General features: G+C 66.3%; 17 protein-coding genes. 6 read left to right on the top strand and 11 right to left on the bottom strand.

Annotated elements, in window-relative coordinates; genetic code table 11:
• The first annotated feature begins 62 nt into the window (after window positions 1-62).
• Complete coding sequence (locus tag C0R07_RS00505) at window positions 63-833, top strand: NAD kinase (RefSeq protein ID WP_102787984.1); 771 nt, start codon at window positions 63-65, stop codon at window positions 831-833.
• Between the two features lie 79 nt (window positions 834-912).
• Window positions 913-1,860, top strand: coding sequence for a 5'-nucleotidase (locus C0R07_RS00500; RefSeq protein WP_026069966.1), 948 nt, complete (start codon window positions 913-915; stop codon window positions 1,858-1,860).
• A 98-nt stretch (window positions 1,861-1,958) separates the two neighbouring features.
• Here the strand turns inward: C0R07_RS00500 and C0R07_RS00495 are convergent, their stop codons facing one another.
• The 11 genes from C0R07_RS00495 to asnS all read right to left on the bottom strand — a co-directional run bounded on the left by C0R07_RS00495 (window position 1,959) and on the right by asnS (window position 11,685).
• The gene (locus C0R07_RS00495) at window positions 1,959-2,540 is read right to left on the bottom strand and encodes a DUF2939 domain-containing protein (RefSeq protein WP_019184360.1); all 582 of its coding nucleotides are present in this window, start codon (window positions 2,538-2,540) and stop codon (window positions 1,959-1,961) included.
• A 61-nt stretch (window positions 2,541-2,601) separates the two neighbouring features.
• Window positions 2,602-3,288 carry a DUF2461 domain-containing protein gene (locus C0R07_RS00490; protein WP_019184359.1) on the bottom strand — a complete coding sequence of 229 codons (687 nt, stop codon included), beginning with the start codon at window positions 3,286-3,288 and terminating at the stop codon, window positions 2,602-2,604.
• Window positions 3,285-4,724: an exodeoxyribonuclease I gene (gene sbcB / locus C0R07_RS00485; RefSeq protein ID WP_070470525.1), complete on the bottom strand. Its 1,440-nt coding sequence runs from the start codon at window positions 4,722-4,724 to the stop codon at window positions 3,285-3,287. The genes C0R07_RS00490 and sbcB overlap by 4 nt, the downstream gene beginning before the upstream one ends.
• Window positions 4,724-6,091 carry an FAD-dependent oxidoreductase gene (locus tag C0R07_RS00480; protein WP_070470522.1) on the bottom strand — a complete coding sequence of 456 codons (1,368 nt, stop codon included), beginning with the start codon at window positions 6,089-6,091 and terminating at the stop codon, window positions 4,724-4,726. The genes sbcB and C0R07_RS00480 overlap by 1 nt, the downstream gene beginning before the upstream one ends.
• A gap of 30 nt (window positions 6,092-6,121) precedes the next feature.
• A complete protein-coding gene (gene kynU / locus C0R07_RS00475; protein ID WP_102787982.1) occupies window positions 6,122-7,399 on the bottom strand; it encodes a kynureninase in 1,278 nt (425 codons plus the stop codon).
• Window positions 7,400-7,716: 317 nt separating this feature from the next.
• Window positions 7,717-8,244: a 3-hydroxyanthranilate 3,4-dioxygenase gene (locus C0R07_RS00470; protein WP_046273329.1), complete on the bottom strand. Its 528-nt coding sequence runs from the start codon at window positions 8,242-8,244 to the stop codon at window positions 7,717-7,719.
• Between the two features lie 24 nt (window positions 8,245-8,268).
• Window positions 8,269-8,931 carry a carbonate dehydratase gene (gene can, locus C0R07_RS00465; protein WP_070470518.1) on the bottom strand — a complete coding sequence of 221 codons (663 nt, stop codon included), beginning with the start codon at window positions 8,929-8,931 and terminating at the stop codon, window positions 8,269-8,271.
• Between the two features lie 74 nt (window positions 8,932-9,005).
• On the bottom strand, window positions 9,006-9,644 hold the full coding sequence (locus tag C0R07_RS00460; RefSeq protein ID WP_102787981.1) for an FMN-binding negative transcriptional regulator: 639 nt from the start codon (window positions 9,642-9,644) through the stop codon (window positions 9,006-9,008).
• Between the two features lie 6 nt (window positions 9,645-9,650).
• Window positions 9,651-9,965 (bottom strand): hypothetical protein, encoded by a 315-nt coding sequence (locus C0R07_RS00455; RefSeq protein ID WP_046273331.1) that lies wholly within the window; start codon window positions 9,963-9,965, stop codon window positions 9,651-9,653.
• A complete protein-coding gene (locus C0R07_RS00450) occupies window positions 9,962-10,267 on the bottom strand; it encodes a hypothetical protein (RefSeq protein WP_102787980.1) in 306 nt (101 codons plus the stop codon). Before C0R07_RS00450 ends, C0R07_RS00455 begins: the two co-directional genes overlap by 4 nt.
• Before the next feature lie 23 nt (window positions 10,268-10,290).
• Complete coding sequence (asnS, locus tag C0R07_RS00445; RefSeq protein ID WP_102787979.1) at window positions 10,291-11,685, bottom strand: asparagine--tRNA ligase; 1,395 nt, start codon at window positions 11,683-11,685, stop codon at window positions 10,291-10,293.
• Between the two features lie 129 nt (window positions 11,686-11,814).
• Here asnS and C0R07_RS00440 point away from each other — a divergent pair, with 129 nt between their 5' ends.
• From C0R07_RS00440 to rplI, 4 genes are all read left to right on the top strand, one after another.
• Entirely contained in the window at window positions 11,815-12,153 is a 339-nt protein-coding gene (locus tag C0R07_RS00440; RefSeq protein WP_019184349.1) for a HesB/IscA family protein, read from the top strand.
• A 168-nt stretch (window positions 12,154-12,321) separates the two neighbouring features.
• On the top strand, window positions 12,322-12,762 hold the full coding sequence (gene rpsF / locus C0R07_RS00435) for a 30S ribosomal protein S6 (RefSeq protein WP_070470512.1): 441 nt from the start codon (window positions 12,322-12,324) through the stop codon (window positions 12,760-12,762).
• Between the two features lie 11 nt (window positions 12,763-12,773).
• Window positions 12,774-13,004, top strand: coding sequence for a 30S ribosomal protein S18 (gene rpsR, locus C0R07_RS00430; protein WP_002804494.1), 231 nt, complete (start codon window positions 12,774-12,776; stop codon window positions 13,002-13,004).
• A 155-nt stretch (window positions 13,005-13,159) separates the two neighbouring features.
• On the top strand, window positions 13,160-13,612 hold the full coding sequence (gene rplI, locus C0R07_RS00425; RefSeq protein WP_019184347.1) for a 50S ribosomal protein L9: 453 nt from the start codon (window positions 13,160-13,162) through the stop codon (window positions 13,610-13,612).

Here is a 13,612-nt window from a genome sequence, read left to right as displayed (position 1 = left end):
GCCGGCCCGCGACCGGCACGAACGGTTATGCTCTTGCCGGCATACCCCACCCGGATTCACCGATGAGCGACACCCCCCGTATCGCCTTCATGGCCAGCTCCACCGAAGCGGCGCAGCTCGCCCTGGCACAGATGCGGGCCCGCTATGGCGACTACGCGCCCGAGCAGGCCGAGGTGCTGTGCCCGTTGGGGGGGGATGGCTTCCTGCTGCAGACGCTGCATCGCTATGGTGCGCTGGAAAAGCCGGTGTTCGGCATGAAGCTGGGCACGGTGGGCTTCCTGATGAACCAGTTCCGTGATGATGATCTGCCCGCGCGCCTGGCGGCCGCGGAGCCGGCCAACCTGCGGCCGCTGGAGATGCTGGCGTTGACCGAGTCCGGCACCACCACCGGCTCGCTGGCCTACAACGACGTCTCGCTGCTGCGCCAGACCCGCCAGGCCGCGCACATCGGCATCGACCTCAATGGCCAGGAACGCGTGGCCGAGCTGATCGGCGACGGCGTGCTGGTGGCCACCCCGGCCGGCAGCACCGCCTACAACTATTCCGCGCACGGCCCGATCCTGCCGCTGGGCTCGCACACCATCGCACTGACCCCGCTGGCCCCGTACCGCCCACGCCGCTGGCGCGGTGCGATCCTCAAGGCCGACACGGAAGTGCGGTTCCGCGTGCTCGACCCGTACAAGCGCCCGGTCAGCGTCACCGCCGATTCGCACGAAACCCGCGATGTGGTGGAAGTCACCATCCGCGAATCGCGCGAGCGCCGCGTCACCATGCTGTTCGACCCGGAACACAATCTGGAAGACCGGATCCTGAGCGAGCAGTTCATGTTCTGAGGGCGCTTGGCCGTGGCGGCCATGCTCTGTGGGAGAATGGATGGCCGGCCGCTGCGGCCGCATTGGATTGCTGATTGCCATGGGCGACAACACCCCCCGTTTGCTGACCGTTGCCGTGACCTCGCGGGCCCTGTTCGATCTGGAAGAGGGCCATGCGCTGTTCGAGGCCGAAGGCGTCGATGCCTATGCCGAGTACCAGCGCAAGCACGAAGACGATGTGCTGCGCCCCGGCGTGGCCTTCCCGGTGGTGCGCAAGCTGCTGGCGCTCAACCAGGGCCAGTCACCGGAACAGCCGCGGGTGGAAGTGATCCTGCTCTCGCGCAACTCGGCCGACACCGGCCTGCGCATTTTCAATTCGATCCAGCACTACGACCTGGGCATCATCCGCGCGACCTTCACCGCAGGTGAGCCGACCTGGCCGTACGTGAAGCCGTTCGGCACCGATCTGTTCCTGTCGGCCAACCCGGAATCGGTGCGCCGCGCATTGCTGCACGGGATCGCCGCGGCCACCATCCTGCCCAAGCCGCCGGGCGAGACGATTGCCGCGGCCGAGCAGGTCGATCTGGGCCGTCCGCTGGGCCAGCTGCGCATCGCCTTCGATGGCGATGCGGTGATCTTCGGCGATGAAAGCGAGCGCATTTCGCGCGAGCAGGGCGTGGAAGCGTTCGGTCGCCACGAGCGGGAAAACGCCCGCGAGCCGCTCAGTGGTGGCCCGTTCCGCAATTTCCTCTCGGCCCTGCATACGCTGCAGGCCGTGTTCCCCTCGGGCGAGGATGCCCCGATCCGCACCGCCCTGGTGACGGCGCGCTCGGCGCCGGCGCACGAGCGCGTGATCCGCACCCTGCGCGAGTGGGGCGTGCGTCTGGACGAAGCGCTGTTCCTTGGCGGCCGCCACAAGGGGCCGTTCCTGGAAGCGTTCGGCGCGGACATCTTCTTCGATGATTCCCAGCACAACATCGACAGCGCGCTGCAGCACCAGAGCGTGGCGGCCGGGCATGTGCCGCACGGGGTCGCCAACGGCGGTTGATGCACGGCCCGGATGCACGTGGGGCCCAGGTATCCGCCAACGGTGGTGCCGATGTACCCACCAACGGTGGCGCCAATGTACCCACCAACGGTGGGTACCTACCGGATCGGCAGGACCGACGGCGCGGTGGTGTCGGGATTGAGTGGCAGGCGGATGTCCACCAGCCGCCAGCGCAGACCCGAACGCTGCAGGATGAACACCACCGGTGCGCCCTGCGGCGTGTAGGTGGTGGCGGTAAAGCGCGACAGCGAGTCGAAATGGTGGGTCGCCCCCTTCAGCGGGCGCGCCGGCCGTGGCGCCGCGTAGGCATCGTTGCTCGGGCTGTCCAGGTCATTGCTGGCCCGCTTCCACAGGGTATGGCCCTCCAGCAGCGCGCCGATGCCGGTCGGCGTCACCAGCGCATCCACGGCGGTCGCGCTGAGCCGGTCGCCGGCCGAGAGCAGCAACGCGCCGAACAGGCTGGACTGCATGTCCGGACCGGCGCGACGGACCACGTAGTCGCTGAGCTGGGCGCGCAGGTTGGCGCGCAGCATCGGGAAATCCACGTAACGGTCGAGCCTGGCGGTATCACGCTGTTCGATCGCGCGGCTGAGGCCGTGCACGGTCACGTAGGGCCCGCTGAACACAATGCCGGCCAGCACCAGCAGCACGGTGACCAGCAACCAGAGCAGTTTCTTCATCGGGTCTGCCTTGTCGTCATGGTGCCCAGCTTGCCGCAGCGGACGTCAGCGCACGTGAAGCTCAGAATTCCAGGTCCAGCGCCGCGCACAGGTAGTCCACGAATGGCGCCAGCGTGACCAGGTCGGCCGCGATGGTCTGGCGCAGCCGCGGGCCGGTCATCGTGGCATCGTCCAGCGAACGCCAGAACACCCAGTTGCGGTGCTTGAGATCGTCGATGAACTCGAAATCCGGCTCGAAACCCCGCGGGGCACGGACCAGCTTCTCGCTTTCCTCGAAATCGAACTTTTTGCGCAGCACCGGGGAATGCGCGGCCGCCTTCCAGCTGCCGGGATTGTCGACGATGAAGTGGCGCACCTTGCGCTGGGTGGCCGGCTCGGGATGCCACAGCCCCGCGCCGACGAAGCTCTCGCCTGGCTGCAGGTGGATGTAGAACGACGGGGCCGGCACCTGCTTGCGCCGCTCATGGAACAGGCGCGCGCCCTGCCAGCTCTTGTAGGGCGATTTATCGTTGGAGAAGCGCGCATCGCGGTAGATGCGGAACAACGACCCACCCACGGTGCGCGGGTCGGCGCGGAAGTGCTCGCTGACCGCGGCCAGGTCCGGCTGCAGATCGGTGATCAGGCGCAGGAACGGCTGGCGGACATGTTCTTCGTACTTGGGCTTGTGTTCGTTGAACCAGGTCTTGTCGTTGTTGCGGGCCAGGCCACGCAGGAACGTGAACGTGGCCGGGCTGAAATACGTGCTCATAGGCTGCTCTGCAGGTGGGTGCCCCAGTCGCGCAGCTGCTGCAGCAGGGCGAGCTTGCCGGCATCGTCGGCATGCTCTGCGGCCAGTGCATCCAGCTGCGCGGTGAACTGCGGCAGGGTCTGTTCGCCCAGCGACGCGTCGCCGAGCAGGCGCTGGCGACGATAATCGTTCCAGCGTGAGCGCTCGGTGGTGTCCAGGGTGTCCAGATGGTTGCGGGCGCGGTACCGGAACAGCAGTTCGGGCATGCGCGGGTCACGCAGGCGCTCGGCGAAGCTGGCCAGCTCGGCCGGCGGGCTGGTACGGATCCGCGACATCAGGGATTTGTCGCCGTCGGCCAGGAAGCCGTCGTACAGCGAGGCATCGACATCGCTGGGCGCCAGGCTACGCTCGCCCGAATACACCTGGCGGACCTTCTCGGCCAGCGCCGGTCCGATCTGGCGCAGGCGCTCGGCCTTGGCCTCGATCGCGGCCGGGTCGATCCCCAGGCGTGCATGGTCGGCCGGGCGCAGATGGTTCCATGCGACCAGCGCCGGCACCTTGTTGAGGTGCACTTCCTTGAGCGGCACGCGCTGCTCGCCCTCCGCCATGTCGGCCGCGCGGGTGTACAGGCGCGCGGCGATGGTTTCCGGCGGCAGCTCGAGCAACGGTTCGATATCACCCTCCAGATCGAGCGCGATGATGCGGTTGTTGATGAAGGGATGGCGCGCCAGTGGCAGCACCGGCGCGGCGCACATGCGCTGGGCCGGATAGCGCATCGAGATGTGCAGCACCGGCTGCATCGCGTCCACATCCAGCAGGCCGCCGACGAAACGCTTGTCACGCAGCTTCAGCGCGTAGTCCCACAGCCGCGGCTGCGCCTGCTTGAACAGCTTCGCCAGCCCGATCGTCGCGTACACATCGGACAATGCTTCGTGCGCATCGCCCTGGCGGACGTTGTTGGCCACGGCCAGATGTTCCAGCTTGAAGGAGGTCGCGCCACCCTCGCGTTGCGGCCAGACAATGCCGTCCGGGCGCAGCGCGTGCAGCAGCCGCATCATGTCCAGCAGGTCCCAGCGCGAGTTGCCGTTGCGCCATTCGCGCTCGTAGGGGTCGTAGAAGTTGCGGAACAGACCGTGGCGGACGAACTCATCGTCGAAGCGCAGGGTGTTGTAGCCCAGCGTGCAGGTCCCAGGCCGCGACATCAGGTCGTTGATGCGCGCGAACGCCTCGGCCTCGGTGACGCCGGCGCTGAGGGCATGCTGCGGGGTGATGCCGGTGATCAGCGTGGCGACCGGCGAGGGCAACAGGTCGTCGGCCGGTTTGACGTAGAAGCTGACCGGCTCGTCGATGATGTTCAGATCGGCATCGGTGCGGATGCCGGCGAACTGCGCGATGCGCGTGCGGCGCGGGTCCTGGCCGAAGGTTTCCAGGTCATAGAACAGGAAGCTGTCGGACATCAGTGCGCGCCCTCCAGGACTGGCAGTTGTTCGTGGACCAGGCGCTCCAGGGCGGCCCAGTCGATATGTGCCAGGCTGTCGTGCCCGGCGGTGGCGTCCTCCAGCATGCGCCGCTGCAGCTCGGTGCGGGCCAGCGCTACGGCATACGGGGTGCGCAGGAAGGTGACCATCGTGTAATGCGGCACGAAGCGGGTCGGCCACCGCGCCTGCAGCGCCTGTTCCAGTTCGCGCTGCAACAGGAACTGCGGATCGGCCACGCGGTCGCGCATCTCCAGGTAGTTTTCCAGCGCCATCTGCTGGATCGCCTCGGCGTTCGGCTTGCGGTCGGTTTCGAAGGCGGCGAAGGCCTCGGCCAGCGAATCCTGCTCCAGCAGGTGCGCGGCCAGTGCGATGCAGTCTTCGAAGGCGCAGTTCATGCCCTGGCCGTGGAACGGGACCATCGCGTGCGCGGCATCGCCGATCAGCACCGCGCGGCCCTTCATGTGCCAATGCTTGAGGTGCAGCGTGCCGAGCAGGCCCGGCGGGTGCTGCTCCCAATCGCGGCGCAGGTTCGGGATCAGCGCCAGTGCATCGGGGAAGTCGCGCGCGAACAGCGCCTCGGCCTCGGCCCCGCTGTTGGTGGTGGCAAAGCTCGGGTCGCCCTCGTTGGGCAGGAACAGCGTGACGGTGAACGTGCCTTCGTCGTTGGGCAGCGCAATGCACATGTAGTGCCCGCGCGGCCAGATGTGCAGCGCATTGGCCTCGATCCGGAAACCACCGTCAGCGGTCGGCGGGATCTCCAGTTCCTTGTAGGAGTGATCCAGGAAGTCGATGCGCTCGTCCAGCGGCTGCTTGCGGTTCATCGCCGCGCGCAAAGCCGAACCGGCACCGTCGGCACCGATCAGGGTATCGAAGCGGATATCGTGCGGCTGGTCGTCGCGGTCATCGATGAAGCGCGCGTAGCCGGCATCGAAATCCACGGTGTGCAGGCGGCGGTGGAAATGCACGGTGGCGCCCGCATCCTCGGCCAGCTGCAGCAGCGTGGTGTTGAGGTCCTTGCGGTGGATCGACCAGATCACTTCGCTGTCATCGCGGCCGTAGCGCTGCAGCTGCGGTTCGCCCTCGCGCGGGTGGATCATGCGCCCGCGCATCATCACTGCCTTGGCCATGACCGCGTCTTCGACACCGGCCTGGCGCAGCGCATGGCGGCCACGCTCGGCGAGCGCCAGGTTGATCGAGCGACCGGACTCGTAATCGCTCACGCGCGGATCGCCGCGGCGCTCATACAAGGTGATCTGCCAGCCCTGGCGGGACAGCAGGATGGCAAGCAGCGAACCGGCCAGACCTGCGCCGATGATGCTCAGCGAGCGGGAGGGGGTAGCGATCAAGTCAATGTCCGTGGGGGCGGGGAGGGCGGCTTAGAGGCCAGCCCAGGCTTCCACTTCCTCGACGAAGTGGTGCAGGTCGAGGTAGCGGTTGTAGAGCGGGGTCGGCGAAATGCGGATCACATCGGGCTCGCGCCAGTCGCCGAGCACGCCCACGGTCTGCAGGTACTCGAACAGGCTGCGGCCGCGCTCGCGGCCACCGGCCACGCGCAGCGAGAGCTGGCAGCCGCGGCGTTCCGGTTCGGACGGGGTCAGCACCTCGAGCACCCCGGACAGGCGCGCGCGAACGAGCGCATCCAGCATGCCGGTCAGGCGCAACGATTTGACCCGCAGCGCGTCGATGCCGCCGGCCTTGTCGACCACCTCCAGCGCAGCGCGCAGCGGGGCCAGGCCCAGCACGGGCGGGTTGCTGAGCTGCCAGCCTTCAGCGCCCACGGCGGGCACGAACTGCGGGGCCATCTTGAAGCGCGTGGCCTCTTCATGGCCCCACCAGCCCGCGAAACGCGGCAGGGTGGCGTCGCGGTGGTGGCGCTCGTGCACGAAGCAGCCGGCGACGGCGCCCGGGCCCGCGTTGAGGTACTTGTAATGGCACCACACGGCGAAATCCGGTGCGATGTCGTGCAGCTGCAACGGCACGTTGCCGACCGAGTGGGCCAGATCGAAGCCGACCCGAGCGCCCTGCAGGCGCGCCATGCGGGTAATGGCCTCCAGATCGAAGACCTGGCCGCTGCGGTACTGCACGCCGGGCCACAGCACCAGCGCCAGGCGTGGGCCGTGTTCGGTGATGGCGCGCTCGATCGCCTGCAGCGAAATGGTGCCGTTCGGCTCGTCGGGCTGCACTTCCACCAGATCGGTTTCCGGGTTGAAGCCATGGAAGCGGAGCTGCGATTCCACCGCATGCCGGTCGGTCGGGAAGGCGCCGGCCTCCATGAGGATGACGGGGCGCTCGGCGGTGGGCCGGTAGAAGCTGACCATCATCAGGTGCAGGTTGACGCTGAGGGTGTTCATCGCCACGACTTCGCTGGGCAGGGCGCCCACGACGCGGGCAAGCTGTTCGCTGACCAGGCGGTGGTAGTGCAGCCACTGGGTGTCGCCGGTGAAGTGGCCTTCGACGGCCAGCGAGGCCCATTTGTCCATGACTTCCTGGACGGCGGCACGTGCCCCGCGCGGCTGCAGGCCCAGCGAGTTGCCGACGAAGTAGGTCTGGTCGCGGTGGTTGTGCTGGGGAAAGACGAATTCGTTGCGCAGGCTGCGCAGCGGATCGGCGGCGTCCAGGGCAACGGCATGGGTGCGGCTGAGGATCTCGGACATGGTGCAACCGGCGGTGTCAGTGAGCCGACAGTTTATCCGGGTGGTGGGGGTGTGGGCTGAATCAGGCTTGCTGTGCTGATCTGGCGTGCGCTGGTGGCTGGCAGCTGGCGCTCAAGGTGGAAGGCGGACTACACGCCAAAGCGGAGCCAAAGCCAAAGCGTCCGGAGTGACGTTTCGGTGTGCGGGCCGCTGTGGGTGGGTCCAGGAAACCCACCCCCGCCGGCCCACTCGCAGGCACCTCAACCGCCGGCTCTAAAGCCCTAAAGCCCTCAGCCTCTCAAGCCCTCAAGTGCTGACGCCGTAAAGCGAGCGAACCATCACCCCTCAACAGCCACCTTCTCAGGCAACGGATCCACATGCCCGCACGCATCGCACGTGCGCAACTCCAGCGAGGAGTGATAGCGATCAAACACCTTCGGCAGATCCGTCTCGATGTTCTCCAGCGCGAAAAACTCCTCGTACAACTTGTGATTGCACTGCTCGCAGAACCACATCAATCCATCGCGCTCATGCGCCAACCGCTTGCGCTCCACCACCAGACCCACACCACCCGGCGGGCGGCGCGGCGAATGCGGCACGCCGCCCGGCAACAGGAAGATCTCGCCCGCGCGGATCGGAATGTCGCGTACCGCGCCATCCTCCTGCACCTTCAGCGTCATCTCGCCCTCGAGCTGATAGAACCACTCCGGGCCTTCGTCGTAATGGAAATCCGTGCGGCTGTTCGGGCCGCCGACCACCATCACGATGAAGTCGCCGTTCTCGATCATCTTGTTGCCGACCGGCGGCTTCAGCAGATGCCGGTGCTCTTCGATCCAGGCAAGCAGATTGATGGGGGAGGCAAGCATGGGCGCTGTCCGAAAGAGGAAGAATCAGTCGCGCCGACCGTGGCGCGGAACGTAGGACAGGGCCTTTTCGTATGCGCCCTGCAGCTCTTCCGGTGCGCCCACGTCGATGCCCATCTCGCGCACCCGGCCGTCCTTCAGGCTGTACACCCAGCCGTGCACCATCAGCTTCTGGCCACGCGCCCAGGCGTCCTGCACGATCGTCGAGCGGCAGGCGTTGACCACCTGCTCGATCACGTTCAACTCGCACAGGCGCGCATGCTTCAGTTCGGGCTCTTCGATCGCATCCATGATCGCCGCATGCTTCTGCGCCACATCGCCCACGTGCCGCAGCCAGTTGTCGGCCAGGCCCACGCGTGTGTTGTTCAAGCTGGCGTGCACGCCGCCGCAGCCGTAATGGCCCACGATCAGGATGTGCTTCACCTTCAGCTGATCCACGGCGTACTGGATCACGCTCAGGCAGTTCAGATCGGTATGCACCACCACGTTGGCCACGTTGCGATGCACGAAGACTTCGCCCGGTGCCATGCCGATGATCTGGTTGGCCGGCACGCGCGAATCGGAACAGCCGATCCACAGGTATTCCGGGTGCTGCTGCTTGGCCAGCTGGTGGAAGAACTCCGGGTCTTCTTTCTCGATCCGGTCCGCCCATTCGCGGTTGTTCTGCAGCAGCTTGTGGATGTCTTTCATCGTGCGGGGTCCCTGACGTCGGGTGGGGGCAAGGCGCGGCCAGGGTGGCCGCGTCGTCGCAGGAGCGGGGAAGGTCAATCGGCGGCAGCGCCGCCCTCGCGGCGCCAGCGCATCCACTGCGCCAGCTCGCGAGATGCCGGGGCGTCCAGTGCCGACAGCGCGTCGATCACGCTGGACTGGTTGGCCTCGGGGTGGTTCTGGCTGAGCTTGAGTTTGATCTGCACCTGCGCCGGGCGGAAGCGGAAACCGACGATGCCGCCGAGCATGCGCTGTTGGCGCGGCTCGATCGGCAGCAGCTCCCAGTCGCCACCGACCTGTGCTTCATAGTGCGCGCTCAGGCCGTCCAGCATGGCGATCAGTGCCTCGTCATCGGTGACCGGTTCCAGCACGCCGCGCAGTTCCGCGGCGGCGTAGTTCCAGGTCGGTACGCGCGCCTGCGCAGCCTTATCGGGATACCAGCCAGGCGATACGTAGGCGTGCGGGCCCTGCACCAGCATCAACGCCGGGCCGGCATGGCCGGCTTGCGGATTGGGCTTGGCCCAGTGGCCTTCGATCAGGATGCCGTCGGCATCGCGCCGGTACAGCACCGGCATCCGCGTGGCCTGCGGCGGGCCGTCGGCCCCGGTGGTGACCAGCGTGACGAAGGCATCGCGCGCCAGCAGCCGGTCCAGCCAGATCAGGTCGGTCTCGACGAAGGCGGACGGGATGAACATCGTCGGTTACGCGCGGGCGCCCAGGCTCTGGATCATGCGGCCGTGCAGGGCGTCATCGCTGTCGGCCTGTGGCGGCTGCACTTCATGCAGCGAGAAGCCGCGCACCAGGGCGTCTTCTTCATCCAGACCATCGTAGGCGACGAACTCGGCGTCGAACAGCTGCGAGCGTGCCGTGTCTTCGCTGTCATAGCTCAGCGTGTTGCCGTCGCTGTCCAGCACCTCGGCGGTGCCGGCCGGGCGCACGCGCAGGCGGGCCCAGATCAGGGTGTTGCCGAGGCTGGCCAGGAACCACTCGTCGTGGTGGGAAGTGTCGTCGTTCATGTGATTACCATCGAAAGCAGCCAGAGCAGGGCAGCCATGCCCAGTCCAGCAAGAAGCGTAAGCAGGGAGAGCCAGGCCGGCGCGGCCAGGCCGGTCAGCGAGCGGTCGGTGCTCTGGCGATAGTCGCGGCCGAGCAGCCAGCGCAGCGCATCCGGGCGCAGGAACGCGCCCGTGCCGAAACGATCCGCCAGCGCCGGGTGGCGGTCGCGGATGTGGACCAGGGTCAGCGGCCAGAAGATCACGAAGGCACTGAACCCGGCGATCGCCACGCCGACGAAACACAGCGCGAAGAACAGGGTCATGGTTCAGTGCCTCCGTAGGTCGATCAGAATTCGGCGCTGCCCGGTGCGCGCGGGTAGGGGATCGCGTCGCGGATGTTGCTCAGCCCGCAGACGTAGACCACCAGGCGCTCGAAGCCCAGGCCGAAGCCGGCGTGCGGCACCGAACCGTAGCGGCGGAAATCGCGGTACCAGCCGTAATGCGCCGGATCCAGGCCGAACTGCGCCATGCGCGCGTCCAGCACATCCAGGCGCTCTTCGCGCTGGCTGCCGCCGATGATCTCGCCGATGCCCGGGGCCAGCACGTCCATCGCCGCGACGGTCTTGCCGTCATCGTTCAGGCGCATGTAGAACGCCTTGATGTGCTCGGGGTAGTTGGTCACCACCACCGGGCGGCCGATGTGCTCTTCGGTCAGCCAGCGCTCGTGCTCGGTCTGCAGGTCCAGGCCCCATTCGACCGGGAAGTCGAACTTCCGGCCGGAGTTCTGCAGCAGCTTCACCGCTTCGGTGTAGTCGATCTGCTCGAACGGTGCGTTGATGAAACCTTCCAGCTTGGTGATCGCGTTCTTGTCCACGCGCTCGGCCAGGAAGGCCAGGTCGTCGCCACGCTCATCGAGCACCGCGCGGAACAGGTACTTCAGGAACTGCTCGGCCAGGCGCGCATCTTCGGCCAGATCGGCGAAGGCGATTTCCGGCTCGATCATCCAGAACTCCGCCAGATGGCGGGTGGTGTTGGAGTTCTCGGCGCGGAAGGTCGGGCCGAACGTGTAGACCTTGCTCAGCGCCACGCAGTACGCCTCGACGTTCAGCTGGCCGGACACGGTCAGGAAGGTTTCCTTGCCGAAGAAATCGCGGCTGAAATCCACCTCGCCCTTTTCGTTGCGCGGCAGGTTGGCCATGTCCAGCGTCGAGACCCGGAACATCTGGCCGGCGCCCTCGGCATCGGACGTGGTCACGATCGGGGTGCTGATCCAGTTGAAGCCGTTCTGGTGGAAGAACCGGTGCACGGCCTGGGCCAGACAGTTGCGGATGCGGGTAACCGCACCGAACAGGTTCGTGCGTGGGCGCAGGTGCGCCACTTCGCGCAGGAACTCCGGGCTCATCGGCTTGGGCTGGATCGGGTAGGTCAGCGGGTCTTCGACCAGGCCGACGATCTCGATGTGGCTGGCCTGGATCTCGAAGGACTGGCCCTTGCCCTGGGATTTGACCAGGGTGCCGCGGGCGATCACCGAGCAGCCCGGGGTCAGGCTCTTGATGTCATCGAAATTGGCCAGGGTGTCATTGGCCACCACCTGGATGGGGGCGAAGCAGGAGCCATCGGTGACATTGACGAAGGCAAGCGCCGCAGAGCCGCGCACCGTGCGGACCCATCCGCGTACTGTTGCCTCACCGCCTTCCGGGATCTTCCCGGCAAGCGCATGTTCAACGCTGACCACCGTCATGACTTGAATCCTCTGTTGATCGACTCGATCTCTGAACACGGAGTTTAACGGGTGCGGTGTTCGGCTTGCGAGGCATTTCTTGCGGTCCGGGGCGCCTATAATGATCACGATCCGCTGGAGTTGCCTGTCATGGCCGTAAGCCTTACCCCTGTTGCCTTTGCCCGTGTGCAGAAGTTCGTCGAGCAGACGCCCGGCGCGCTGGGCCTGCGTTTCGGCGTGACCCGCACCGGTTGTTCCGGCTGGGGCCACATCACCGATCTGGCCCGCGATGAGCGCGAGGGCGACACCGTCTTCGAGCAGGATGGGGTCCGCATCTATGTGGATGCCACCAGCCTCGAGCTGGTGGACGGCACCGAAATCGACTTCGGCAAGCACGGGCTGAGCGAGACCTTCACGTTCAGGAACCCGAACGCCACCGCTGAATGCGGCTGCGGCGAGAGCTTCACGACCGAGGCCGACAAGGCCTGATCGCCCGCGTGCCGGGCCTGTTCAGCCCGCCCGGCTTGCCTTGTGACCCCTTCTGCTGCCACAATGCGCGGCTTCCTGCCTGATTCCGGGCAGGACCCTTGCCCCACCGCGTTCACCTGCGGGGGGCTGTCCGGCCCTCAAAGGGCCACATCCGAAAGGTAAAAACACATGAGTCGTCATTACGAAGTCGTGTTCCTGGTCCATCCGGACCAGAGCGAACAGGTCCCGGCCATGATCGAGCGCTACAAGGCGCTGGTCGAGAACGGCAACGGCACCATCCACCGTCTGGAAGATTGGGGCCGTCGTCAGCTGGCTTACCCGATCCAGAACCTGGTGAAGGCCCACTACGTCATGCTCAACATCGAGTGCGACCAGGCCGTGCTGAGCGAGCTGGTGGAAAGCTTCCGCTTCAACGACGCCGTGCTGCGCAACCTCGTCATCAAGCGTGACGAAGCTGACACCGAGCAGTCGCTGATCATGAAGAGCAAGGACGAGAAGGGTGACAAGCCCGAGCGTGGCGAGCGTCGTCGTCGTGATGACGAAGAAGGTGAAGCCACCCCCGCCGCCGCTGACACCGATGCCGGCGAAGACGCCGCTTCGGCCGCTTAAGGAGCACTGACATGTCCAAGTTCTTCCGTCGTCGCAAGTTCTGCAAGTTCACGGCCGAAGGTGTGAAGGAGATCGATTACAAGGATCTCAACACCCTGCGCCAGTACCTCACCGAGAACGGCAAGATCGTGCCGAGCCGCGTGACCGGTACCAAGTCGAAGTACCAGCGCCAGCTGGCAACGGCCGTCAAGCGCGCCCGTTTCCTGGCCCTGATTCCGTACACCGACAACCACGACGTCTGATGAAGGCGGGCGGCCTGTTGGTCGCCGCTTTCGCGGATCCCGCCGCCCGCGCTGTGAAGCGTCGGGCGGTGTGAAGGATCTGCCGTTCGGATATTCGGACAGCCATCGCTGCGGGGCCTGGGCCTCGCTAACGAATACATATTTGGAGCTACACCATGAAGCTGATTCTTCTTCAGAAGGTCACCAACCTCGGCGGTCTGGGCGATCTGGTCGACGTGAAGCCGGGCTACGGCCGCAACTTCCTCGTCCCGACCGGCAAGGCCGTTCCGGCCACCGCGACCAACGTGGCCGAGTTCGAAGCCAAGCGCGCTGATTACGAAGCCAAGGCCCAGTCGATCCACGCTGATGCCGAAGCCCGCAAGGCGCAGCTGGAAGGCAAGAGCGTGACCATCGCTGCCAACGCTTCGACGGAAGGCAAGCTGTACGGTTCGGTCGGCCCGCGCGATATCGCCGAAGCCTTCACCGCTGCCGGCCTGCCGCTGGAAAAGAGCGAAGTGATCCTGGGCGAAGGCGCCTTCCGCAACGTGGGCGAGTACGAGGTGACTGTCCACCTGCACGCCGACGTGGAAACCACCGTCAAGGTGGTTGTGGAAGCCGAAAAGGCCTGA

The sequence above is a fragment of the Stenotrophomonas bentonitica genome (assembly GCF_002887735.1).
Taxonomy (GTDB): Bacteria; Pseudomonadota; Gammaproteobacteria; order Xanthomonadales; family Xanthomonadaceae; genus Stenotrophomonas; species Stenotrophomonas bentonitica_A.
The sequence above is the reverse complement of the archived record's forward strand: the minus strand, read 5'-3'. Positions and strand labels throughout refer to the sequence as shown.

What these genes read in the sequence shown, in the direction of transcription:
- can (WP_070470518.1), bottom strand. Translation starts at nt 8,931, where the DNA reads ATGAAAGACATCCACAAGCTGCTGCAGAACAACCGCGAATGGGCGGAC.
- C0R07_RS00495 (WP_019184360.1), bottom strand. Translation starts at nt 2,540, where the DNA reads ATGAAGAAACTGCTCTGGTTGCTGGTCACCGTGCTGCTGGTGCTGGCC.
- C0R07_RS00505 (WP_102787984.1), top strand. Translation starts at nt 63, where the DNA reads ATGAGCGACACCCCCCGTATCGCCTTCATGGCCAGCTCCACCGAAGCG.
- rpsR (WP_002804494.1), top strand. Translation starts at nt 12,774, where the DNA reads ATGTCCAAGTTCTTCCGTCGTCGCAAGTTCTGCAAGTTCACGGCCGAA.
- asnS (WP_102787979.1), bottom strand. Translation starts at nt 11,685, where the DNA reads ATGACGGTGGTCAGCGTTGAACATGCGCTTGCCGGGAAGATCCCGGAA.
- C0R07_RS00440 (WP_019184349.1), top strand. Translation starts at nt 11,815, where the DNA reads ATGGCCGTAAGCCTTACCCCTGTTGCCTTTGCCCGTGTGCAGAAGTTC.
- sbcB (WP_070470525.1), bottom strand. Translation starts at nt 4,724, where the DNA reads ATGTCCGACAGCTTCCTGTTCTATGACCTGGAAACCTTCGGCCAGGAC.
- C0R07_RS00500 (WP_026069966.1), top strand. Translation starts at nt 913, where the DNA reads ATGGGCGACAACACCCCCCGTTTGCTGACCGTTGCCGTGACCTCGCGG.
- C0R07_RS00490 (WP_019184359.1), bottom strand. Translation starts at nt 3,288, where the DNA reads ATGAGCACGTATTTCAGCCCGGCCACGTTCACGTTCCTGCGTGGCCTG.
- C0R07_RS00455 (WP_046273331.1), bottom strand. Translation starts at nt 9,965, where the DNA reads ATGAACGACGACACTTCCCACCACGACGAGTGGTTCCTGGCCAGCCTC.
- kynU (WP_102787982.1), bottom strand. Translation starts at nt 7,399, where the DNA reads ATGTCCGAGATCCTCAGCCGCACCCATGCCGTTGCCCTGGACGCCGCC.
- rplI (WP_019184347.1), top strand. Translation starts at nt 13,160, where the DNA reads ATGAAGCTGATTCTTCTTCAGAAGGTCACCAACCTCGGCGGTCTGGGC.
- C0R07_RS00450 (WP_102787980.1), bottom strand. Translation starts at nt 10,267, where the DNA reads ATGACCCTGTTCTTCGCGCTGTGTTTCGTCGGCGTGGCGATCGCCGGG.
- rpsF (WP_070470512.1), top strand. Translation starts at nt 12,322, where the DNA reads ATGAGTCGTCATTACGAAGTCGTGTTCCTGGTCCATCCGGACCAGAGC.
- C0R07_RS00460 (WP_102787981.1), bottom strand. Translation starts at nt 9,644, where the DNA reads ATGTTCATCCCGTCCGCCTTCGTCGAGACCGACCTGATCTGGCTGGAC.
- C0R07_RS00470 (WP_046273329.1), bottom strand. Translation starts at nt 8,244, where the DNA reads ATGCTTGCCTCCCCCATCAATCTGCTTGCCTGGATCGAAGAGCACCGG.